This window comes from Mycolicibacterium wolinskyi str. Jessa 2025, from assembly GCF_049241375.1.
In the GTDB taxonomy this organism is placed as follows: Bacteria; Actinomycetota; Actinomycetes; order Mycobacteriales; family Mycobacteriaceae; genus Mycobacterium; species Mycobacterium wolinskyi.
The window spans coordinates 3,596,120-3,616,978 of record NZ_CP185960.1 but is presented as its reverse complement, the minus strand read 5'-3'; the positions used below and the strand labels follow the sequence as shown (position 1 = coordinate 3,616,978).

22 protein-coding genes and 2 pseudogenes are annotated in these 20,859 nt (G+C 60.3%); 8 read left to right on the top strand and 16 right to left on the bottom strand.

Going from position 1 to position 20,859, the window contains the following annotated elements:
- Positions 1 to 5 precede the first annotated feature (5 nt).
- The 4 genes from ACOI2T_RS17890 to ACOI2T_RS17875 all read right to left on the bottom strand — a co-directional run bounded on the left by ACOI2T_RS17890 (position 6) and on the right by ACOI2T_RS17875 (position 4,324).
- The gene (locus ACOI2T_RS17890; protein ID WP_064895165.1) at positions 6 to 1,049 is read right to left on the bottom strand and encodes an MCE family protein; all 1,044 of its coding nucleotides are present in this window, start codon (positions 1,047 to 1,049) and stop codon (positions 6 to 8) included.
- A gap of 4 nt (positions 1,050 to 1,053) precedes the next feature.
- Positions 1,054 to 2,448 (bottom strand): MlaD family protein, encoded by a 1,395-nt coding sequence (locus tag ACOI2T_RS17885; protein WP_234788453.1) that lies wholly within the window; start codon positions 2,446 to 2,448, stop codon positions 1,054 to 1,056.
- Between the two features lie 145 nt (positions 2,449 to 2,593).
- Positions 2,594 to 3,454, bottom strand: a complete 861-nt coding sequence (locus ACOI2T_RS17880; protein WP_064895167.1) for an ABC transporter permease — start codon at positions 3,452 to 3,454, stop codon at positions 2,594 to 2,596.
- A gap of 3 nt (positions 3,455 to 3,457) precedes the next feature.
- Entirely contained in the window at positions 3,458 to 4,324 is an 867-nt protein-coding gene (locus ACOI2T_RS17875; protein ID WP_064895169.1) for an MlaE family ABC transporter permease, read from the bottom strand.
- A gap of 391 nt (positions 4,325 to 4,715) precedes the next feature.
- Here ACOI2T_RS17875 and ACOI2T_RS17870 point away from each other — a divergent pair, with 391 nt between their 5' ends.
- On the top strand, positions 4,716 to 5,480 hold the full coding sequence (locus ACOI2T_RS17870) for an IS6-like element IS6100 family transposase (RefSeq protein WP_001389365.1): 765 nt from the start codon (positions 4,716 to 4,718) through the stop codon (positions 5,478 to 5,480).
- 44 nt (positions 5,481 to 5,524) lie between these two features.
- Here ACOI2T_RS17870 and ACOI2T_RS17865 read toward each other — a convergent pair.
- The 5 genes and pseudogenes from ACOI2T_RS17865 to ACOI2T_RS17845 form a co-directional block, all read right to left on the bottom strand.
- Positions 5,525 to 7,525, bottom strand: a pseudogene (locus tag ACOI2T_RS17865) (DUF4158 domain-containing protein); the annotation flags it as partial.
- 142 nt (positions 7,526 to 7,667) lie between these two features.
- Positions 7,668 to 7,943 (bottom strand): annotated as a pseudogene (locus ACOI2T_RS17860) (leucine zipper domain-containing protein); the annotation flags it as partial.
- Between the two features lie 58 nt (positions 7,944 to 8,001).
- The gene (locus ACOI2T_RS17855; protein ID WP_064895183.1) at positions 8,002 to 8,217 is read right to left on the bottom strand and encodes a hypothetical protein; all 216 of its coding nucleotides are present in this window, start codon (positions 8,215 to 8,217) and stop codon (positions 8,002 to 8,004) included.
- 40 nt (positions 8,218 to 8,257) lie between these two features.
- Complete coding sequence (locus ACOI2T_RS17850; protein WP_234788563.1) at positions 8,258 to 8,629, bottom strand: PIN domain-containing protein; 372 nt, start codon at positions 8,627 to 8,629, stop codon at positions 8,258 to 8,260.
- Positions 8,630 to 8,634: 5 nt separating this feature from the next.
- A complete protein-coding gene (locus tag ACOI2T_RS17845; RefSeq protein ID WP_025997238.1) occupies positions 8,635 to 8,883 on the bottom strand; it encodes a type II toxin-antitoxin system Phd/YefM family antitoxin in 249 nt (82 codons plus the stop codon).
- A gap of 157 nt (positions 8,884 to 9,040) precedes the next feature.
- Between ACOI2T_RS17845 and ACOI2T_RS17840 the strand changes: the two genes are divergently transcribed.
- Positions 9,041 to 10,444 carry a Shedu immune nuclease family protein gene (locus tag ACOI2T_RS17840; RefSeq protein ID WP_016895289.1) on the top strand — a complete coding sequence of 468 codons (1,404 nt, stop codon included), beginning with the start codon at positions 9,041 to 9,043 and terminating at the stop codon, positions 10,442 to 10,444.
- 37 nt (positions 10,445 to 10,481) lie between these two features.
- On the opposite strand, the gene ACOI2T_RS17835 is transcribed toward ACOI2T_RS17840, so the two are convergent.
- A complete protein-coding gene (locus tag ACOI2T_RS17835; protein WP_016895290.1) occupies positions 10,482 to 11,687 on the bottom strand; it encodes a helix-turn-helix domain-containing protein in 1,206 nt (401 codons plus the stop codon).
- A gap of 307 nt (positions 11,688 to 11,994) precedes the next feature.
- On the opposite strand from ACOI2T_RS17835, the gene ACOI2T_RS17830 reads away from it, so the two are divergent.
- The 4 genes from ACOI2T_RS17830 (at position 11,995) to ACOI2T_RS17815 (ending at position 14,292) form a co-directional block, all read left to right on the top strand.
- The gene (locus ACOI2T_RS17830; protein ID WP_157835606.1) at positions 11,995 to 12,471 is read left to right on the top strand and encodes a GNAT family N-acetyltransferase; all 477 of its coding nucleotides are present in this window, start codon (positions 11,995 to 11,997) and stop codon (positions 12,469 to 12,471) included.
- Positions 12,472 to 12,646: 175 nt separating this feature from the next.
- Entirely contained in the window at positions 12,647 to 13,120 is a 474-nt protein-coding gene (locus tag ACOI2T_RS17825; RefSeq protein ID WP_016895292.1) for a GNAT family N-acetyltransferase, read from the top strand.
- Between the two features lie 20 nt (positions 13,121 to 13,140).
- Positions 13,141 to 13,782, top strand: coding sequence for a nucleoside/nucleotide kinase family protein (locus tag ACOI2T_RS17820; protein WP_016895293.1), 642 nt, complete (start codon positions 13,141 to 13,143; stop codon positions 13,780 to 13,782).
- 183 nt (positions 13,783 to 13,965) lie between these two features.
- Positions 13,966 to 14,292, top strand: coding sequence for an MFS transporter (locus ACOI2T_RS17815; protein WP_421877157.1), 327 nt, complete (start codon positions 13,966 to 13,968; stop codon positions 14,290 to 14,292).
- On the opposite strand, the gene ACOI2T_RS17810 is transcribed toward ACOI2T_RS17815, so the two are convergent.
- Positions 14,265 to 15,584: an IS256 family transposase gene (locus ACOI2T_RS17810; RefSeq protein WP_064961518.1), complete on the bottom strand. Its 1,320-nt coding sequence runs from the start codon at positions 15,582 to 15,584 to the stop codon at positions 14,265 to 14,267. The two genes, ACOI2T_RS17815 and ACOI2T_RS17810, sit on opposite strands and share 28 nt — an antisense overlap.
- Positions 15,585 to 15,776: 192 nt before the next feature.
- Positions 15,777 to 16,085, bottom strand: coding sequence for an HNH endonuclease signature motif containing protein (locus ACOI2T_RS17805; protein WP_421877340.1), 309 nt, complete (start codon positions 16,083 to 16,085; stop codon positions 15,777 to 15,779).
- A gap of 323 nt (positions 16,086 to 16,408) precedes the next feature.
- Between ACOI2T_RS17805 and ACOI2T_RS17800 the strand changes: the two genes are divergently transcribed.
- Entirely contained in the window at positions 16,409 to 17,035 is a 627-nt protein-coding gene (locus ACOI2T_RS17800) for a hypothetical protein (RefSeq protein ID WP_409506535.1), read from the top strand.
- 45 nt (positions 17,036 to 17,080) lie between these two features.
- Here the strand turns inward: ACOI2T_RS17800 and ACOI2T_RS17795 are convergent, their stop codons facing one another.
- Both ACOI2T_RS17795 and ACOI2T_RS17790 read right to left on the bottom strand, forming a co-directional pair.
- Entirely contained in the window at positions 17,081 to 17,488 is a 408-nt protein-coding gene (locus tag ACOI2T_RS17795) for a hypothetical protein (RefSeq protein WP_421877155.1), read from the bottom strand.
- Between the two features lie 473 nt (positions 17,489 to 17,961).
- Complete coding sequence (locus tag ACOI2T_RS17790) at positions 17,962 to 18,537, bottom strand: beta clamp domain-containing protein (RefSeq protein ID WP_409506537.1); 576 nt, start codon at positions 18,535 to 18,537, stop codon at positions 17,962 to 17,964.
- Positions 18,538 to 18,566: 29 nt separating this feature from the next.
- Between ACOI2T_RS17790 and ACOI2T_RS17785 the strand changes: the two genes are divergently transcribed.
- The gene (locus tag ACOI2T_RS17785; protein ID WP_421877152.1) at positions 18,567 to 18,938 is read left to right on the top strand and encodes a hypothetical protein; all 372 of its coding nucleotides are present in this window, start codon (positions 18,567 to 18,569) and stop codon (positions 18,936 to 18,938) included.
- Here ACOI2T_RS17785 and ACOI2T_RS17780 read toward each other — a convergent pair.
- Together ACOI2T_RS17780 and ACOI2T_RS17775 are read right to left on the bottom strand one after the other, a co-directional pair.
- Positions 18,935 to 19,219 carry a hypothetical protein gene (locus tag ACOI2T_RS17780; RefSeq protein WP_409506538.1) on the bottom strand — a complete coding sequence of 95 codons (285 nt, stop codon included), beginning with the start codon at positions 19,217 to 19,219 and terminating at the stop codon, positions 18,935 to 18,937. The two genes, ACOI2T_RS17785 and ACOI2T_RS17780, sit on opposite strands and share 4 nt — an antisense overlap.
- A 221-nt stretch (positions 19,220 to 19,440) precedes the next feature.
- Positions 19,441 to 20,760, bottom strand: a complete 1,320-nt coding sequence (locus ACOI2T_RS17775; RefSeq protein WP_064961518.1) for an IS256 family transposase — start codon at positions 20,758 to 20,760, stop codon at positions 19,441 to 19,443.
- Between the last annotated feature and the right edge of the window lie 99 nt (positions 20,761 to 20,859).

Here is a 20,859-nt window from a genome sequence, read left to right as displayed (position 1 = left end):
TGGACCTACCTGCAGATCGGGGTGTTCTTGATGGTGTTGCCGGGGGTCGCAGCTCGCACGATTCGAGGGACGAGCCGACCGAGGAAATCGAAGATCGTTATATTCATGTCGCACGCATACACGTCGACGTAGGCACCGGATTGCATAGAGCGAGCGACACCTTTAAGCATGGCTGGCAAATTTGCGCCGAAGTATGAGAACCGCTCACGAGCGTCGGCGGTGAGGTGTGCGGAGAGGCCGGGCTCTCGTGTCATCATTGCGCTGAGGTCTGGCTGTATGCTGGCCGATATCGCCCCAAGTCTGTTCACAGTTGTGGCGATAGAACCGACCGCTGCAGCCAAATCTGCGCGCCGGTTCCCCAGCCCTACCATCAACTCGCGGGTATGGGTGATGATCGATTGAAGATTGGCGTTTTGGTTCGCCAGCATGGTCATCGTGTTATTCAGATTGGCGATGACCTCGCCCAGGAGCTGATCGGGGCCAGCGAACAGCTCAGCCAGAGCGGATGTCTGCGTGATCAATGCAAGGACCGAGCCACTATCCCCTTGCAAAGCTTGAATAATTCCGTTGGTGAGATTTTCTACTTGACTCGGATCGAGCAGTGCGAAGAGCGGTTCAAATCCACGCAATAGGTGAGTAATGTCAAATGATGGCTCGGTTTGCTCGACGGGTATCTGACCGTGATCACCGAGGATGCGCCGACTAATGTCCTGGCCAGGAGACAGGCCCATATAACGCTGTCCGACGATATTTTGGTAGGTGACGGATGCAACGGTGTCGGTGTAAAGGGTTTGCTCCCGCTGGACGCGGAACGTTACTTTTGCCAGGGCATCTTTCTCCAGTGAGATTTCATCTACACGGCCGACGCGTACACCCGCGACTCGAACGTCATCTCCAGGATGTAGGCCGGCGACATTCGTGAATATCGCCGAATAGGTAGCGACTGGCCCGCTGACCTGGCGCAGCAACGTCACAGATACGAGCCACGTGGCCGATATGCACAAAACCAGAAAGATGACAAGACCGATCGATGACTTTCGGATGCTCAATCTTCTACCTTCCTGTGTCCGGAGTGATGTGTACCGCCGCGCCCCGCAACACCGGTCCGAGTAGAAGTTGAACTGCCGAATCGGCCTCGCGGCCTACTACTTGGCTCAACTGGGAGTTCTCGGCGACGCTGCCGACCGGGCCGACACTCCCTCCGTACTCCTGTTCGTAATTCTGTGGCAGCCCGAACGTTTCGGACGAGGCCTCCTCGGGCTTATCAGAAGGAGTCGTAATCACTGTTTCTGGGGCCGATGCTTCCGTGGGCGCGAGCGAACTGCCGGGATCTGAGATTGGCGGGCCAGGGGTGGGGTGAGCGCTCGGAGGAATCCCGCCAGGTACGTCGCCGGCGTGCCGAACCGAATCACGCGGTGGAGCAAGATTCGGTCGATTCTCCGTGATCCCATTCGGTGGTGGGATTCCCATTGATCCTAATGCCGGCAACAGATCGGGCGCAGTCGGTACCTCTGGCGCTGTTTGACAACTTGGCCCCTCGAGTTCTCCGTAACGGGGGCAATCAGCGCGGACGTATTGTCGGAAAGGCGCCAGACTGACGATTGCCTTGATGACGTAGTTGTGTCTTTCGGTGTCGTAATTGGCCTCGACGCGTTCGGCCATTCTCGTCATCCTGGTTGCGATCGGTGTGAATTCATCGGAGTTGTCGGCGAGCGTGCCGATAACAGGGGTCAACTGGGTGGTAATGGCAATAAGACGGTCGGTGTGGTTATCGAACGCCTCACCAAGTGTTGTAGTCGTATTGGTGCCTGCCGAGATCAAGTTAGTCAACTGAGATCGCGTTTCGGTCAGTGCACGCATGGGTGCGATCGCCTCGTCGAGAGCGTCGCTCAGAACTGGCTCAGCTTGTCGTAGCGCATTGGCCGCAGTCGCGAGTGCCGATATGGTGGTGGGGTCATTGTTATCGCCGACAACATTATTCAGCTGCGTAACAATGTGGTGGAGGTCGCTGCCCGCCGCACGGATGCTACTGCCGCGGCTTTCGGCCGCGCCGCTGAGAGCTGCGAGCACACCGATGGTGTTGTCGTTGTCATCTCGGCTCACTGACTTGAGTAATTCGCGAACTTTGGTTAACAAAGACTGGAACAAAACCGTGGGTAGGGTGTGATCCTCGCGTATCACTGAGCCAGAGCGCAGCGGAGACAGGTCCAGCCCGTTCGAGACCAATTGCACCGACGAAACCGCGAAGACGTTGGACGGAACAACTCGCGCCGTGACCGTGTCGGGGATGCTGGATGCATGATTGGGTTTGAGGTTGATTCGAACAATGTACGGTCGTCCTACGCCGGAAAGCTCGACGTCGCTAACTTCGCCTACAAGTACGCCTCGAAACTTGACATCTGACTTCGCAGGAAGACCGTCGCCCACGTTCATCAGCTCAGCGGTCACACGAACTATGTTGTCGAGCCTTCCTTGAGACTTCATGAGACACAACGCGATGACGCTACCGATGACGGTGAGAAAGCAAACTCCCGCGACGAACAGACGCCGATTGGATGGGCCGCGGGAGTCAGTGTCGAAGGAATTTGTCACGCTACCCTCCGAACCTGGCGCCAGAGTCGACGCTCCAAAGCGCCATAGTGAGAAGCATGTTCACGATGATCACGACAGTGATGCTGGCGCGCATCGCCCTCCCGGCGGCGACACCGACGCCGGCTGGGCCACCGCTCGCGTAGTAGCCGTAGTAGCACTGCATCGTGGATGCTGCGAAGACAAACACCACGGCCTTGACCACGGCAAAGAAGACGTCACGTCCGCTTGCACCCAGACTGAAGTAGTGCATATAGGTACCGACAGAGTGGTCGCTTACCGCCGCCGCAACCATTTCAGCCGAAACGTACGCCGCCGCAAGACATACGAGAAACAGCGGAACGGCGGCTGTGACAGCCGCGGCCACTCGGGTTGTTACCAGGTATGCAACTGAGTTGACGCCAAGGGTGTCAAGGGCATCGATCTCCTCGTTGATGCGCATTGCGCCTAATTGTGCGGTAAATCGACAGCCTGCCTGGGTCGCGAATGCCAACCCAATCATCACAGGCGCCAGCTCACGGGTACCGACAAACGAGGAAATCAGCCCGGTGGCTGGGCCCAGCCCAAGCAGATTCAAGGCGTTGAATCCCTCCACGCTGATCAGCGCGCCCGCTGTGGCGCCCAACACGATCGCAACGCCTATGGTCCCGCCACCAACCACAATCGAGCCGTTGCCCCAGCTGATATCGACCAGTACCCGCGTGAACTCTTTTCGATAGCGGCGCACGACAAGGGGGATCGATAACAGGATGTTGCGGAAGAAGTAGCTGATGTGGCCGGCTTTTGCCACGACCAGTCCTGCGACGAGCGCGGAGCTTGCCACCATCTGCGTCACTGGCGGGCGGAACCGGGTGGGTGCCGTCATGGGCTAGAAACTCGCTTTGGGGAAAACGATGATATACAGCTGGGTCATGACCACGTTGACAGTCATCAGTAGCAGTATCGACTCGACGACTGCTGCGTTCACCGAGTTGGCGACTCCGGCGGGCCCACCGCGAGTGCTCAAGCCTTTGTGGCAACTCACGATCGCCACAATGGCGCCGAAGACCACTGCCTTGGCGAGCGCCAACAGCAAGTCGCCGATCGTTGCGAACGAGGAGAACGTCGCGACAAAAGATCCCGGCGTGCCGTTTTGCATGTAGACGTTGAATGTGTAGCCGGCGAGGAAGCCTACAAAGCTGGTTAAGCCAGTCAGTGCTATTCCCACAATGATCACAGCCGCAAAACGCGGAACTACCAGGCGGTGGATCGGCGAAACTCCCATCACCGTCATCGCGTCGATCTCTTCACGCATCGTTCGGGATCCCAGGTCTGCGCAGACTGCCGAACCTACCGCGGCTGCCAACAAGACAGCTGCAACGAGTGGCGCACCTTGGCGGATGACTGCGAGCCCTGTGGCAGCTCCCGCCAGCGACGTTGCGCCCACTTGTCCTGCCAACAAGCTGAACTGGATCGCCAGTGTTACACCGATCGGAATCGTCACGAATATTGTTGGGACAAAGGCTGTTGAGGCCATGAATGCGGCCTGCTGTATGAACTCTCGGAACTGGAAGCGGCGAGCGAGTGCATCGGTGAACAAGCACTGAACAGTGCGCACCGCTAGTACGGCCTGTCCGCCCAATGTCCCCAACGACATCAACGGGTGGGACGCAATGTACCTGCGCGCCCCATCCGCAACCTCGCCTATGGCATCGCGGGTTCCCGTTGTCGCGGAGCCGGATTCGGAGAATGTCATAGGAAGCCGCAGCGTAGACCAAACGGGGTGGAAGTGAACATTGTTGGATCCTCCTGATTGCTACGCGGGGCATCAATGCCTGCGCGTCGGGGACGTCCGCGAGACCAATTGCCCGAGTACCGACCGTGCGTACGGTTAGTATGCACAGGTGCTGTTGGGCATGCAAGCGTTACGGCAAATATCTACATGCTGGAACCGCCGCGACTTTGATCCGCCTCGGCGGGGGTGAATGCTGTCGACCTCGGAGTGGCGCCGACATTCGGGCTATGCCAAGGAAGGTCTAGAGTTTGGCTTCAGCGGTGACAATTACATTCGAAACGTAGTGTCCCGGGCTCTGTTGCAAAAATCGTGAAGCTTGAGCATGCTTGGCGGAGATTGGACGGACGGAACGATGACGGATTTCAAGTGGCGCCATTTCCAGGGTGATGTGATCCTGTGGGCGGTGCGCTGGTATTGTCGCTATCCGATCAGCTATCGCGACCTTGAGGAAATGCTGGCGGAACGCGGCATTTCGGTCGACCATACGACGATCTATCGCTGGGTCCAGTGCTACGCCCCGGAGATGGAGAAGCGGCTGCGCTGGTTCTGGCGGCGTGGCTTTGATCCGAGCTGGCGCCTGGATGAAACCTACGTCAAGGTGCGGGGCAAGTGGACCTACCTGTACCGGGCAGTCGACAAGCGGGGCGACACGATCGATTTCTACCTGTCGCCGACCCGCAGCGCCAAGGCAGCGAAGCGGTTCCTGGGCAAGGCCCTGCGAGGCCTGAAGCACTGGGAAAAGCCTGCCACGCTCAATACCGACAAAGCGCCGAGCTATGGTGCAGCGATCACCGAATTGAAGCGCGAAGGAAAGCTGGACCGGGAGACGGCCCACCGGCAGGTGAAGTATCTCAATAACGTGATCGAGGCCGATCACGGAAAGCTCAAGATACTGATCAAGCCGGTGCGCGGTTTCAAATCGATCCCCACGGCCTATGCCACGATCAAGGGATTCGAAGTCATGCGAGCCCTGCGCAAAGGACAGGCTCGCCCCTGGTGCCTGCAGCCCGGCATCAGGGGCGAGGTGCGCCTTGTGGAGAGAGCTTTTGGCATTGGGCCCTCGGCGCTGACGGAGGCCATGGGCATGCTCAACCACCATTTCGCAGCAGCCGCCTGATCGGCGCAGAGCGACAGCCTACCTCTGACTGCCGCCAATCTTTGCAACAGAGCCAGGTTCGCCGCCCGCAGCGTCTCCTCCCGCACATACCACTCCGAAGTCCAGGCCAGGATGTCGTAGGAGATGCCGGAGGCCTCCGCCATACGGGTGAGACCCAGGTTGGTGGAGTAGGCCAGCAGCACCGCGATGAGGTTGCGCTTCAACTCCGGGGTGCGGGACTGCTTACCGCCGGCGTGGGTGAAGCAGTCCAGGTAGCCGGTGCGTTTGTCCAGCTCGATCAACAGCGACACGATCGGCGCGAACGGCAGCATCTCCGTCAACTCCTGCTTCAACGCCACCGCTTCGGCCGGAACGTCTTCTGCCGACAGCGGCGAGACCACCAGGTCACCGGCCTCATCGAGACGGACCGGGCCGTCGCCGTCGGCGAGCACCTTCTCCAACTCGCTCATAGCGTCGTGCAGCTCGTCGGTGGCGGTCGCCAGGGCGCGGGCCGGATCAGCGGACTTGCCGACCAGGCGGCAGAACTCGTCACGCTGCGGCTCCCACGCCTGCGGGGTCAGCAGGTAAGCGGCCGGGTCGGCGTAGCGGCGCGACCCCGGCACGAACACGTCGCCGCTGCGCAACCCGTCCCGCAGCCCCAGCAGCACGCACAGCTCCCAGTAGTGCCGATAGGCGGTGGTGTTGCCGGCTTTGCGGGCCTCGTCGAGGTAGCCGCGCCACTTCGTCGGCACGAACCCCGTCGGCGCGTCGTCGGGCACCTTGCGGGTACCGGTCGCATTCAGCTCCCGCAGCATGTGCACCCCGATCAGCAGCTCGATCGCCGCGGTGCCGCCGGCGAACCGGACTGTCGACAGCACCTGCGGGGTGAACTGCCGCAGATAGGAGTACGAGCTGTCCAGAGCGGCCAGGTGCCCGTGATCGCGCGGCAGCCGAGGTTTGGCCTGCGCGACCGCGGCCCGCAACCGCTCCCATCCGATCCGATCGCCCCGGATCAGGCCGCCGATCTCCTCGTCAGGGATCTGCGTGTCGGTGATGATGGCCAGCAAGTCGTCGAGCAACCCCTGCCGATCCTCTCCGGCCTTACCGCGCTCGGCGAGCTCGTCGCGCATCCGGCGTTCGGCTTTGCTCAACCTGGCCGAGATCGCCTGATCGAACAGCTGCACCACCTCGTCGAGCACATCGGTGGCCGACTGAGCCAACACCGTGAGCAGGATCGGGTAGCGGCGTTGCGGATCCCGGCGTTCCAAGGCTTGGCCCGTCAAGCGTCGGCCCACAGTCGCCAGGAACCGCCGCCGCTCCGCCGGCAGCACCGACATATCCAGCTCATCCGCGCCCAGGTTGCGCAGGAACACCAGCTTCTCGACCTCGGCCTTCACCGCGGTCGCCGACGCCTCCACCGGGCCGGTCGACAACCACCGCAACCGCGACATCCCGATAGACGGGTCGGCGACCAGCAACGCATCCAGTTCCTTACACCGCTGCGGCGTGAACTCGCGCGCCAACCGGTCATAGGTCTCCCGCTGCGCCTGCGTGCGAGCATGCGCGACCCGGCGGACCACCGTGTCCGGGCCCGGCCGGATCACCCGCGCCGAGATCAGGTACTCACACGCCAGCCGGAACAACAGCGTCGGCGAATCGTGCTCCATCGCCCGCGCCAGAAGGAACTCATCCAGCTCCTTCAACTCCATCGACCCGGCAGGCCGCCACCCCAGATACTGGGCCACCAGCCGCACATGCTCGGTCCGCGTCTGCGCCCGCTTGCCATACGAACGAAGCTGCACCGCATCGACATTCAGCTGATCCGCCAACCGGGCCACCGCCACCGGCGGCGCCGACGACACCTTGTCCGGCACGAACCCCAGCCACGGCAAGGTGCACAACGCCACCGCCAGGCCCAGACGGACCGCAGGGCCCCTGCCCTGCGGAGCAACGAACGCCAGATCCGCCGGGGTCAGCGTGAAGTACCGGAACAACTCCTCACGACTGATCTCCGGGAACTCCCGCAGGCGCTGCAACTCCTCGTCCGCGAATACCCGCGTCGCCACGAACCCCAGCCTCCAAAACGCCGACCAACCTCATCGGCAGCCAAGCCAAGCACCAACCACCCCGGCCCGCAGCCCGAACCGAGAAATCACCGCCGACCAGGCGCTACGCGAACCTCGTTGTTTTTTGCGCCATTACTACCGGGACCCCATGTGGGCCCCAGCGCCGGGTGAAGCGCAGGTTGACGATGCGCCGCTCACGTCGTTTCGGCAACCGCAACGGACTGCGATGCGGCCGGCTGGGCCGGTCTACCATCGCTGCTTCGCCACCGTCGCGATAACGGTCGGCCCATTTCTTGGCTGTGGCCACCGAACATTGGAACCGCTCAGCCGCGCGCCGCAAACTCCAGCCCTGATCAACAACCGCCTGCGCAAGCCGCAACCGCCCACGAGGAGTCAACGAAGCATTAGCGTGGACCATGAGGACCTCTCGGTAATCGGATGTGCGTGTTTGGTAACCACACCGATACCGGAGGTCCTCACCTACTTCCGCTCACCACGCCGTTCACAACCTGTCTGGGAGTTACACCTAGGGCGCTCACGACGGCGTCGTAGTCCGGCGCCAGGTCGTACTTGCTCTTGGCTGTCTCGACGTTCGCCGCGTGGCCGTCGCCGAAATAGAGCGGCCCGGCGATCCGTACGCCTTTGCGCCAAGCGTCGAAAAAGGCTTCTTCGTTGTAATACACAGTGCTCACGGGGCGTCCTCCCTGATGGTGACGGCGATGCGGGCGGCGGTCACACTTCACGGACCTCGATCAGGTTTCCGAGTCCTGCGAAGTCGTCGATATTGCGCGTGTAGAGCGTGGCCGAGTGCGCGTGTGCGGTGGCCGCGATGAGTAAATCCATCGACCGGGCACGGGGTCGGCGTCCCGCGTCGACTACGGCAGCCGCGATCTGGCCGTAGCTGGCGGCTACCGCTTCATCGAGCGGGAGTGCGTCAAATGTGCGTTGCAGCAGCAGGAGTCGGCGGAGGCGCTCGGCCCGGTCATCGAGGTTCTTGGCCACGAGAACCCCGAAATGCAGCTCAGCCAGGGTCACGCAGCTGATTGCGAGCTCGCCGTCGATCGGGCCGACGTCGGTGGCGATCACCACGCTCGTATCGAGCACCGCCCTCACGCGGACGCCCAAGGGTCACGCACGTCCTGAGCGATGCGGTCACGGTCGGACTCCCACGTAGAGTCCGCCGGCCCAGCAAACAGATCCGTGATATCGGCCCATTGGCGCCAGGCTCGTGGCCTGGCCGTTACCAGCCGGGCCGCTGGTCTGCCCGCCACGGTGATGGTGATTTCCTCGCCCTCTTCCACGCGGCGCACGAGGTCGGATGCGTCCTGGCGTAGTTCACGCAGGCCTACGGTGTTCACCACACAAGGGTAGCACAAGTGCTACGTCGCGATTTGGCTCCGGCGGGAATGGCCAACAATTCAAATCCATCAAACCGAACAACCGAATGCGGATGGGCTACAGACTCGCGTATGGCAAGTCCCCGGAGAATCGCAGGACAGGGCACAGAATGGGGTCATGCGGGCCGAGTGGGAACACGACGATGGGGCGGGACGGGTTGTCGCACACCATGAAGACGAGGTCTTGGTGCTGACGTGGTGGCCGGCAAATCACACCTCAAAGTCCAAGGGCGGCATTGAGATGGTGAGGTTCGATCCCACTGCTGAGATGCTGCGCATCTTCCCAAAGACGTTCTTCTTGGGTAACGAGGGTCAGCAATTCCAGCAAGTCAGCGAGGTCCAGATCGACACCGGGGTGTGGGCCTGGGAGCCCTATGATCCGGTCAGCGAAAACGTGTACCGAGGGGAAGCGGAACTCGTTGGCCTACCGGATGGCTTTGGGAAGATTTTCCAGTACGGGCTAGGTTTCCCCCGACAATATCGCGGCATCATTTATGCAATCGAGGACCACACAGAGTGTGATGTTGTCCGATTCGGTGCGTCCGATTGCGAGGGGTCGAATGGCAACGTTTTTTGCCTTGGACTTGATCGATTCGCTGAATATAAGCACACCGTGGACCTCACTATCCGCCGAGCGCGAGTTGTCGCCACCCGCATAATCGAGACGGAGTCTTTCAACTCGATAGCCGGTACGCTGGGTAAAGCCCGCGTGGCACCCACACTCGGCAGGCATCCGACAATTCAAGCGATTACCCGTGCGCTCACCGACGATGTCCCACTCGATACTGACGACCGGGCGGCTCTCGTCGGGCGCATGTCAGCGGAGTCGCGGACAGTGGCTCGGGAGGATCCGCCGGCCTTCGGGAGGCTGCGTCAAGACATTGATCTAGTGACCCTCGAAGTCCTGATCGAACAGTTCCGTGGTGGGCTGGAAGGCAAGGCGGCAGGTAGCGAGTCGTGGTGGCAAAAGTTCTTCAAAACCAACACCTTTGCTCTACAACAGCTGTTCGCCGCACCGGTTGCCCTGTATAAGGACCAAGCTCATGTACGAGTAACGAACGCGGGTGGCGGAGGAGGTCGAATCGCAGATTTCGTCCTCGTCAACACGGTTGCGAGGAGTGTCGTTGCGGTCGAGATCAAAACCCCTGGCACTAAACTCATCGGGCCCATATATCGTGGTACGGGCGGCGGTGAAGTATATCTTCCGCATAAAGAGCTTTCAGGTGCTGTTGCGCAAATTCAAGCGCAACTAGAGTCCGTCATCACAGATTTTCCAGAAATAGTCAAGCATTCGCCCGATTTAGAGTCGGTTGATACCACAAACGTTCGTGGAGCAGTCATAATCGGCAAACTCGATTCCCTCGCCGAAGAAGAACAACGAGAGTCCTTCGCCCGGTATCGCACACGGCTTCTTGGCGTAGATGTACTCACCTTCGACGAGATATACCACCGACTGTGCGGATTGCACGCGATGCTCAGTAATGAGCAAAGTGGAGTCCAAGATGCCTCTCATAATTCGTAGCTCCTGGGACTCAATCGTATGACGTACGCGAGTTCCCTCAGGAGCCCAGTTTCCCCTGGTGCTGCGCCCAGGTGAGGCGATCGAGGGGGGTGCCCGGCAGACTTGCCGGGGTAGGCGTGGTGGTAAGTGCTTTTTCGATCGCTCCTTCGATAGGCGTTCGAGGGTCTTGCGGCGGGGCGTGCTTGTCGAGATCACCTGACACAGCTTCCCTGGGGGCGCGGTTGATGGTGATTTTGACGGGTACCGCGAGCTCTAAGGCAGCTAGCTGCACTTCAATAGCTTCGGTCAGTCGCCCGGCATACTCGGCGTACTCGCGGCGTTGCTGTTCTTCGAGCGCGTCGATCATCGCTGAGATGTCTTGCATTGCTTGCTCATATGCGATTTCGCCGCTGGTGAGGTCGCGGCGGTTGGCCTCTGCGGCGAGCTCAGTCAGCAGAGCCTCGTCGGTGGGGTCGCCGGTCCAGCCACGGTAGTCGATGGCCAGGTAACCGTTGTCGTCCACGTTGATCCACTTCACGGAGGCGATACGTGGGTCGTCGGGAGAGAAGGGACCAGGTGGTAGGTCGGTCGGTAGGGGCACCTGGTTGGTTCGGCTATCCACTTCCGTGATCGCGTCGCTGTAGTCGTCGTCGCTGCTGTCGTTGAGATAGATCAGAATGCTCTCTACCCACAAATCGATGGCCACCGGTTCGGTGCGGTGCCTCAGCAGGTCTTTGTCGTCGAATGCTGTGGCCTGCAGCATTTGCCGAACTCGGTCGGCCTCCCACGATCCTGGTCTGCCGGCGAGCGCTTCTTCGGCGCTGCCCACGTTGGCCGCCGCGCCCGCGACGGCGAGCGTCACGAATTCAGCCCAGTCGATGGGCACTGACGCGCTCGGGTCTGGATCGGTCTCCCATTGACCGGTGTCGTTACGCCGCGAGAGCTGGTTGGTCAGCCGGGTCGCTTCGGTCAATACGGCGATGGCGTCAGCGAGGACCTCGTTGTAGGGACGGGGCGCGTCAGCCGACCCGTCGAGGTATCCGGTGTCAAACAGTGCGGCCGACAGGACTTCACGGTACGGGCGGCCGATAACCCGTGCTGTCGCAACAAGATTGGCATGATCTGGCAGTCGCCGTGTCCCATGCGTCCGCCACTTGCGTAAGTTCTCCCGCGTGACCCCGATGCGGCGGGCGAGCTCAGACTCGCTAGCCCCGTGAGCAGCGCGGTATCGGTCGATCAGCGCGCCAAGACGCGAAGTTGCCATGCCACCAAGTGTCGCGCGGACCGCCAGCCCGAGTCAACTATGAGTTATCAGACCTGCCAACTGTTACTGGTAACCCTCAGTATTCGATTCAGCCGTAATCCGGTGATTGTTGATATCGATAGGGTCGGCAGTTTCGGGATGGGCGGCTGGCAGCAGCTGTGATGGACTCACACTTGGCAAGCCCTTTGGGCTCTTGGTTAACCGTCCACGGAATGTTTGCTGGCGACTGTTTCGCGCCGCGCCCGTACATCCCATCTCGTCAAAAATCGATATGCGTGCAGCAGGGAACTTCTGCCACAATCTGCCGATGGCACAGTCCAGAGTGCGACTCCGCTCGGCGACCGCTGACGATCACGCTTTCGTCGTCGAGATGGCCCGCCATGCCTGCATTATCGAAGACTGGCCACTTCCTGACCCCGGTGACGGCGAAGTGCTCGAATTGCTCCCACCTGTTGGCATCGTGCCGATCCTTGCCGAGGATCACAGCGCGATCGCTATCGGTGCGGTGTGGACGTACCATAGCAATCCGCCATTGCGCACTGATGCGGCCGGGTCGCCATTGCCGGAACTCTGCATCGCTGTCGCACCAGGCTCGCGGGGAGCCGGCATCGGCGGCTTGCTTCTGGATGCACTGTTCGCCGAGCTTTCGCCACATGCAGAAGCAATGTGCACTAATGTCCATGTTCGCAATCCGGCCAAACATCTGTACGAGCGCAAGGGATTTCGCGTGGTGGGCCAAGGCAATGGACCCCTCGGCATCGCTATGATCAAAGATTTGCGATGAAGGGCCTACGCGTGGATGCCGCGTTCTCGTTGGTCTAGGTTCGGATTTTGCGCGATGATGCCATGTGTGCCGACTTTGATCCCGCCGGCGATATCCGCTGTCTCCTCATCCGTCGTTGTCGGTGGGCTCTATTGCGTTGCTCCGACCGTGGCGACTGTCTGACGCTCGCGCGGTCGTGGACGCCTTCAATGACCCCGAGATCCAACGCTGGCATGTGCGGCGCGCCGATTCTGAGGACGAAGCGCGCCAGTGGATTAGCGAGTGGCGTGACGGGTGGACTGCAGAGGCTCAGTTGAATTGGGCGCTGGTTGACCGCACCAGCGATTCATTGACCGGCCGTATTTCGCTCAAATGCGTGGATTTGCACGATGGTTCAGCTGAAGCGGCGTACTGGATGGCGCCAGCGTGGCGTGGACGAGGACTCTGTTCTCAAGCCCTTACTACTTTGTGTCAGTGGGCATTCCGTGAAGTCGGTTTCCAGCGGATTGGGTTGGAGCATTCGGTCGCCAACCTCGCCTCTTGTCGGGTTGCGGAGAAGGCCGGGTTTCGCGTGGAGGGCATCCGGCGGAGTGCTGCGTTGCACGCTGACGGCTGGCACGACATGCACGTGCATGCGCTTCTGGCCGGTGATACGCAGGACCGCCGGTGATGAGCGCTGCTTTCGGTCGAGTGGATGCGTTGGACTTCGTCGCGGCGCGGATTCCTGTCTTCGACGGTCAGCGTTGCCCGAGGATCGCGATCGACGGGCCCGACGGTGCCGGCAAGACCCATTTCGCGGACGCACTAGCCGAACTTCTACGAGACCGACAACGACCAGTCGTCCGAGTATCACTCGACGACTTTCACAACACCCGCGAGGTTCGGTACCGGCTGGGCCGTAGTTCGCCTGAGGGGTTCTGGTCAGACTCCTACAACTATCGCCAGTTCTATACCGATGTCCTTGTCCCGTTTCGGCCCGGCGGATCTCGGCGATACCGCACCGCCTGCCATGACGTCACCACTGACACGATTCTCATGCCGGAGCCGCAGCTGGCCGCCCCGGGCACAGTGCTCGTGGTGGACGGAATCTTCCTGCACCGCAACGAGCTTGCCACTAGCTGGGACCTATCCGTGTTCCTCGATGTTCCCTTCATCGAAACCGCACGAAGGATGGCCTTGCGAGATGGAAGTAACCCAGACCCGGACCATCCCACCATGCGGCGCTATGTTGAAGCGCAGCGCCGCTACTTCCGAGAATGCAAGCCTCAGGATCGAGCGACGATCCTGATCGCAAACAGCAACCACGAATCGCCAGTAGTACTCCGCGGGTAACCAAACGAACTGCGAGCACGCGCACCCCCCGCTGCCTTCAGAGGTGATCGGGGCCCAGTGGCTTGTCCACAGAACGGGCAAGGTGTTAGCAGTGTCGGCTCTCGACCAGATATCGAGTCCTACCGATCGAAAGGTATTTTAGACTGGTCTCGAGCTGCCTGTTCGCCGTGAGACAGTGGTGTCGTGGGGGATAGTGCGGGTGAAGGTACTCGCTCGGCTTTTGTTCGTTTTTGGGTGGCTGCGGCACTCAGTTCCATCGGGTCGGCGATCTCTGCGGTCGCGATGCCCGTCTTGGTCGTCCAGTTGCTCGGTGCCAGCCCATTCGAGGTTGGCGTGGTCAACGCCGCACAGTTTGTTCCGTACGCGGCCCTTGGACTTGTCGCCGGGGTGTATGTCGACCACTGGCGCCGCAAACCTGTGCTGGTGTGGGCCAGCGTGGGGCGTGCTCTGAGGAATTGTCAATACCTGTGGATCGGCGTGTTTCAGGCGACCTCCGTTCCGGCTTGCTGATCGCCGTCTGAGGGCGGTGTCGGTGGGGTGATTTCGGTGGGGCGTTCGAGCAGTTTGCCCTTGTGGAAGACCGCGCCGGCGCGGACCAGGGCGACCAGGTGTGGTGCGTTGACGGCACGCCAGCGGGCCGCGGCGGCGTCGATGAGCTTGTAGGCCATGGCCAGACCAGCCGCACGTGATCCCGGCCCCTTGGTGACCTTGGTTCTCAAACGTACTGTGGCAAAGGTGCTTTCGATCGGATTTGTCGTGCGTAGGTGGATCCAGTGCTCGGCGGGATAGTGGTAGAACTCCAGTAGGGTGTCCAGATCGTCGGTGATCTTGGCGACCGCCTTGGGGTACTTGGCCCCGAAGTCGACCGTGAAGGCCTTGACCGCGACCTGGGCCTTGTCGATATCCTCGGCGTTGTAGATCTCCTTGAGCGCCGACAACGCCGACGCGTGCGCTGATTTCGGCAGGGCGGCAAGCACATTGGCTTGCTTATGAAACCAGCACCGCTGTTCTTTGGTGGCCGGGAACACCTCGCGTACCGCTTTCCAGAAGCCGAGTGCGCCATCGCCGACGGCGAGCACGGGTGCGGTCATGCCGCGTCGTTTACAGTCGCGCAGCAGATCAGCCCACGACTCGGTCGATTCCCGGTAGCCGTCGGTGATCGCCACGAGCTCTTTGCGGCCGTCCGCGCGCACGCCGAGCATCACCAGCAGACACAGCTTTTCCTGGTCCAGGCGGACCTTGAGGTGGATGCCGTCGACCCACAGGTAGACGTAATCGGTGCCCGACAGGTCCCGGGCGGCGAACGCGCGGGCCTCGTCCTGCCACTGGCTGGTCAGCCGGGTGATCGTGGTGGCCGAGAGCCCGGCACCCGAGCCCAGGAACTGCTCCAGAGCGGGGGTGAAGTCGCTGGTGGACAGCCCGTGCAGGTACAGCAGCGGCAGCACTTCGCTCATCTGCGGTGACTTGCGTGCCCAGGCCGGCAGGATCGCCGAGGAAAACCGTTTCCGCTCACCGGTGTCGGGGTCGACGCGTTTGTCGTTGACTCGCGGTGCTTTCACCTCAACTGCCCCGGCTGCCGTCAGCACCTCGCGGGCCTGGTGATAGCCGTTGCGGACCACCAGCCGATGCCCCTTCTCATCGAGCTGATCGGCGAACTGGGCCACGTAGGCGGCGACCTCAGCCTTCAACGCGGCGGCCAGCATCTGACGGGCGCCGTCGCGGACGATCTCGTCCAACAACGACCGACCAGCACCGCCAGTGCTTTCGTTGGCCTCGATGGCATCGTGAACTACGGTGAGCATGGGCGTACCTTCCCGAACCAGCGCGCCAACGCCGGCTCATGATCGGACCTTCGGATATTCAGATCATCCTCGGGAAGGTGCGCCCACTTTCACGCCCCCTCACCGAGGCTCATCCACAGGTTCTGATCATTGCTCTCGGCGGGCGATAGGTGTTGCGGTCCATGTAGGCGAGATCTGAGGGGGAGTAGTCGGTCATGACGCGACTCCACTCAAGTCTTTTCGTTTTTCGTACTGATCACGTTTGTACTTATTTCGACAAGGCAAGCAGATCTGACCACTACCATTTGACCGGATATTTTCTGGCACCCATGGGTGGATTCCAGCCTTGCAGTACTCGCGCGCAGCGTTCTTAGCTCTCATGTATGCACTGAGTTCACCGCGCGCTATGTTCTCCTGCTGCGTCACAGGTTCGAGGTGATCAGGGTTGATACAGTCGCGAACTCGACACAGGTGGTCAACCTGGTGATTTTCCGGGATGTCGCCGACAACCAATTGATACATGACTCTGTGTGCATAGCGTCGGATTGGCTGGTGCGAAGGGGTCCAACCAATGACGACCTTAGCGTAGCCATCGTCGCTAAGGGTGGATGCCCAGCGTAGACATTCGCCATCTGCATATATGCGTTCAATCAGGCGATGAAATAGTATTTCGGACGCGTTCTCGCCGTGACGAAGTCCCTTTGATTGCATAACTCAACTCCTTATTTAATTGTGTAATTCAATTATGCAGTATTAATGCGGTTAATTCAATAGTGAAATAGCCAACTGTGGATAACTCTAACGGCAGATAAGATGTGACGGCAGTTTTTGCTACTGTCTCCGTCATGGTTTCGAAGCCCGACGAGCGCGAGCGCAACAAGCAAGAGATCGAGCGCATGCTTGCCGAGCAGAAGGATCGCCGCGATTTCCAGCTCAAGCTGCGCGACCAACGGATTGCGCTGATGGCCGTCGTCGCGACCGCAGTACTCGGTGTAGTCGGCAGTATCACGACGTACTTCGTTGCGGTTAATCAGGCGGACACGCAAGCAGACCAGTCGGCAGCCGACTTCAGGCGTGAACAGCAGATCACGGCCTACTCGGAGTTCCTGACATCGACAGACGAGTTTGGGGCGGTTGAGGGTGACTACCTGCTCGCCATCGACCGATGCAGAGAAGGAACATCCGCAACCCAGCTCCCGCGCTACGACGATCTAAACGCCAAGTACCAGAACGCAGCTCAGAAGAACAACGTCATCCACATCATCGGGTCCGCCGATACCCGAGTAGCAGCCGACAACTTGTTGGTGTTCCTCAGTACGTTGCAGAACAACACGTTTATTCAGTGTGAAAACCTGCGGAAGTCACCGCCGGATGAATCGTTGAACGATGCCGTGTACGGGTTTCGGGATGACCTCGCCGCCAAGCAGATTGCGTTCTCTGAAGCTGCGCGCAAGGATCTGGACATCAACTGAAAACAGCCCGCGTGGACTCCACACGGGCTGTTGGGTTACAGCGAGTTACTTCGGCCCGACCGGAATGTCAGGACTGCACACCACGACGCCGTTGATCCGGTCGCACCCAACGGTGCCCATGTCAGCGACTTTGGGCGGGGGCTTTGGCTGAGAACCTTCTGGGACGATCCAATCGGCCCATACGTTCGCGGGGTCAGTGGAGTACGAACCTGGGCGGAACTCGCCCATGATGCGGGGGATGGACATCGGCGCGGCGATAAACAGCCCTGGCGTGGAACCTGGCTTGGCGCAAGTGATGTCCGGTGAGCCGATGATGGGCATTGCGACGGTGCCTGGGCTCTTGTTGTCGCAGATCTGCTGGACGGTCCAGGTGTAGTCGGCGTGAGCAACCGGCGCCAGGCCTATCGCCACACAGACCGCGCCCGCACCGACGACCAGTGCTTTCATCCCCATTGTTTCCCCATGTTCTCGGAATCGGCTCGCGTAGCAGGTCGCTGGGCTGTAACCGGAATAGCAGCGTATCCCGCTGGGAGGTTGCTGTGAAGGCCTCTGGCGAATATGTAGGCCATACGTATGACGGCCAGTGCGAGGACGAAAACCACAGTTAGATCATCATTTCTAGGATCATGCGATTGTCGTTGTAGAGTGCACAATCATCCTTGACGTGAACCCGGCGATTGTTGCCACATCTTCTGTCTGTGCCGTCAACCTGTGGAAAACTCTGCGTTTTAGTGCGCCGCTGGCCGTAGTGGTAAATCTTGCCGTTTTATGGTCTAGCAGCCGTGAATGTACATGCAAGACAACAAATTTGACATTCTCTCCATACGCAGAAACTTCGAGATATGGTGTAGTACTGCGCCACCCCTGTTGCGACGGCCTGATCTTACTTCGCGCAAGCTACCTTCCAAGTTCTGCACTATGACGCACTATGACTTGAGCGGCATCAGCACGCCCATGATGTCATGCTCGGATCCTTCGTTTCGAAACACGACGGGCTTGAGCTTATCGTGAACCTCCAGCGTGATTGATTGCTCATCCTTAAAGATCTTGAGCAGCTGTACGAGTAGCTTTGGATTGACTGTGACGACTACCTTCGCTTCGTCGGTGTTCGGGATCAGTTGCTTGTAGTCCGGGAAGCTTCCCTCGATGGGGTGGTCATTGAAATTCTGAGTATGTTCTAGGTCTGTGACCGTGACGCCATCAGAGCCCACGTGTGCGTAGCTTAGAATCGGTAAATGCTTATGCTTCTTTATCGCCTTCGCGACAGCATCTGCGGTGGATGACTGAAGTAGCGTTTCTTTTGCATCCGTCGATCCGTCAATATTCGGAAAGTCTTCGATGTCCTGCATTGACTCACGAATCTCAGATAGTATGTATCCGTCCGTTGCCACTGCCACTACCTCATCCTTCTCAACCGTGATTTTTATGGCGTTGAGTACGGGCCTGGTCCTATCAGTGCTAGCTGTGTACCTTGCCTTTAAATGATTTTTGCTTATGAGCATTGAATTCTCCTGTGTTATTAATAGTTATAATGCCTCGCTATCGTGGATACGATCTAGACGAACTCCGTGCCGCTTGGGAAAGCGGTCGGTTCACGACGGCTCCCGAAGTGATGGAGTACCTCGGGATCGACGGTCGCCACTTGCGCGGTGTCCAGGCGACAATCCGCAGGTACTACGGGCGCCGGCCCCGTCGAGCCGCGGACTCGATCAGAGAAGATCCGATCAAGCGGGCGGTCATCAACCATCTTGTCGAGGTCAATCACCTGCGCCGCGACTACTGCGGTATATGCCAGACGTACTGCGGCAGTGAGGTCTATCTGCGGCAGCTCAACCATATGGATGAGCGGCTAGACAGTGTTGTGGTGGTGGGGAAGTGCTGTAAACGAGCGGGTGACTACTAGTCGCGGTGCGGTGTTGGGTTAGGTAATGGCTTCGGTATATGACTCTCGCCGCTCGCGTCAAAGCCCAACACACGGGGCTGTGGCTTCACCCGCACCCCATCGCCGATCTTCTTTGCATACGCCGAAGATATATAGGTAATGCTCGGTATGGAGTCGCCCTTACGGCTTCGTATCCCGTACTCAATACCACCGTCGAGATACCGGACCTCTGCAACCACAATGCCTTTGAAACCAGTTGTGATGTCTTCGGCTTCGTCACCGAGACCGACCGTCTTGGTCATTCGATGCCTCCAAAATCTCCCCGCTCTTCGTGCATCCTGTAATGCCGACGCCAACAGACCGCCATCGCCGCAACGAATATCCAAGAGCCGAAGCTGAAGGCGCAACCAAGGACTAGGTGATCGGTAAACAAGGTCAGGTAGAGGCCGATGAGTGCGATGATGATAGTGAGCTTTCGCCACGTTCCCTCGAGGAATTGTCAATACCTGTGGATCGGCGTGTTTCAGGCGACCTCCGTTCCGGCTTGCTGATCGCCGTCTGAGGGCGGTGTCGGTGGGGTGATTTCGGTGGGGCGTTCGAGCAGTTTGCCCTTGTGGAAGACCGCGCCGGCGCGGACCAGGGCGACCAGGTGTGGTGCGTTGACGGCACGCCAGCGGGCCGCGGCGGCGTCGATGAGCTTGTAGGCCATGGCCAGACCAGCCGCACGTGATCCCGGCCCCTTGGTGACCTTGGTTCTCAAACGTACTGTGGCAAAGGTGCTTTCGATCGGATTTGTCGTGCGTAGGTGGATCCAGTGCTCGGCGGGATAGTGGTAGAACTCCAGTAGGGTGTCCAGATCGTCGGTGATCTTGGCGACCGCCTTGGGGTACTTGGCCCCGAAGTCGACCGTGAAGGCCTTGACCGCGACCTGGGCCTTGTCGATATCCTCGGCGTTGTAGATCTCCTTGAGCGCCGACAACGCCGACGCGTGCGCTGATTTCGGCAGGGCGGCAAGCACATTGGCTTGCTTATGAAACCAGCACCGCTGTTCTTTGGTGGCCGGGAACACCTCGCGTACCGCTTTCCAGAAGCCGAGTGCGCCATCGCCGACGGCGAGCACGGGTGCGGTCATGCCGCGTCGTTTACAGTCGCGCAGCAGATCAGCCCACGACTCGGTCGATTCCCGGTAGCCGTCGGTGATCGCCACGAGCTCTTTGCGGCCGTCCGCGCGCACGCCGAGCATCACCAGCAGACACAGCTTTTCCTGGTCCAGGCGGACCTTGAGGTGGATGCCGTCGACCCACAGGTAGACGTAATCGGTGCCCGACAGGTCCCGGGCGGCGAACGCGCGGGCCTCGTCCTGCCACTGGCTGGTCAGCCGGGTGATCGTGGTGGCCGAGAGCCCGGCACCCGAGCCCAGGAACTGCTCCAGAGCGGGGGTGAAGTCGCTGGTGGACAGCCCGTGCAGGTACAGCAGCGGCAGCACTTCGCTCATCTGCGGTGACTTGCGTGCCCAGGCCGGCAGGATCGCCGAGGAAAACCGTTTCCGCTCACCGGTGTCGGGGTCGACGCGTTTGTCGTTGACTCGCGGTGCTTTCACCTCAACTGCCCCGGCTGCCGTCAGCACCTCGCGGGCCTGGTGATAGCCGTTGCGGACCACCAGCCGATGCCCCTTCTCATCGAGCTGATCGGCGAACTGGGCCACGTAGGCGGCGACCTCAGCCTTCAACGCGGCGGCCAGCATCTGACGGGCGCCGTCGCGGACGATCTCGTCCAACAACGACCGACCAGCACCGCCAGTGCTTTCGTTGGCCTCGATGGCATCGTGAACTACGGTGAGCATGGGCGTACCTTCCCGAACCAGCGCGCCAACGCCGGCTCATGATCGGACCTTCGGATATTCAGATCATCCTCGGGAAGGTGCGCCCACTTTCACGCCCCC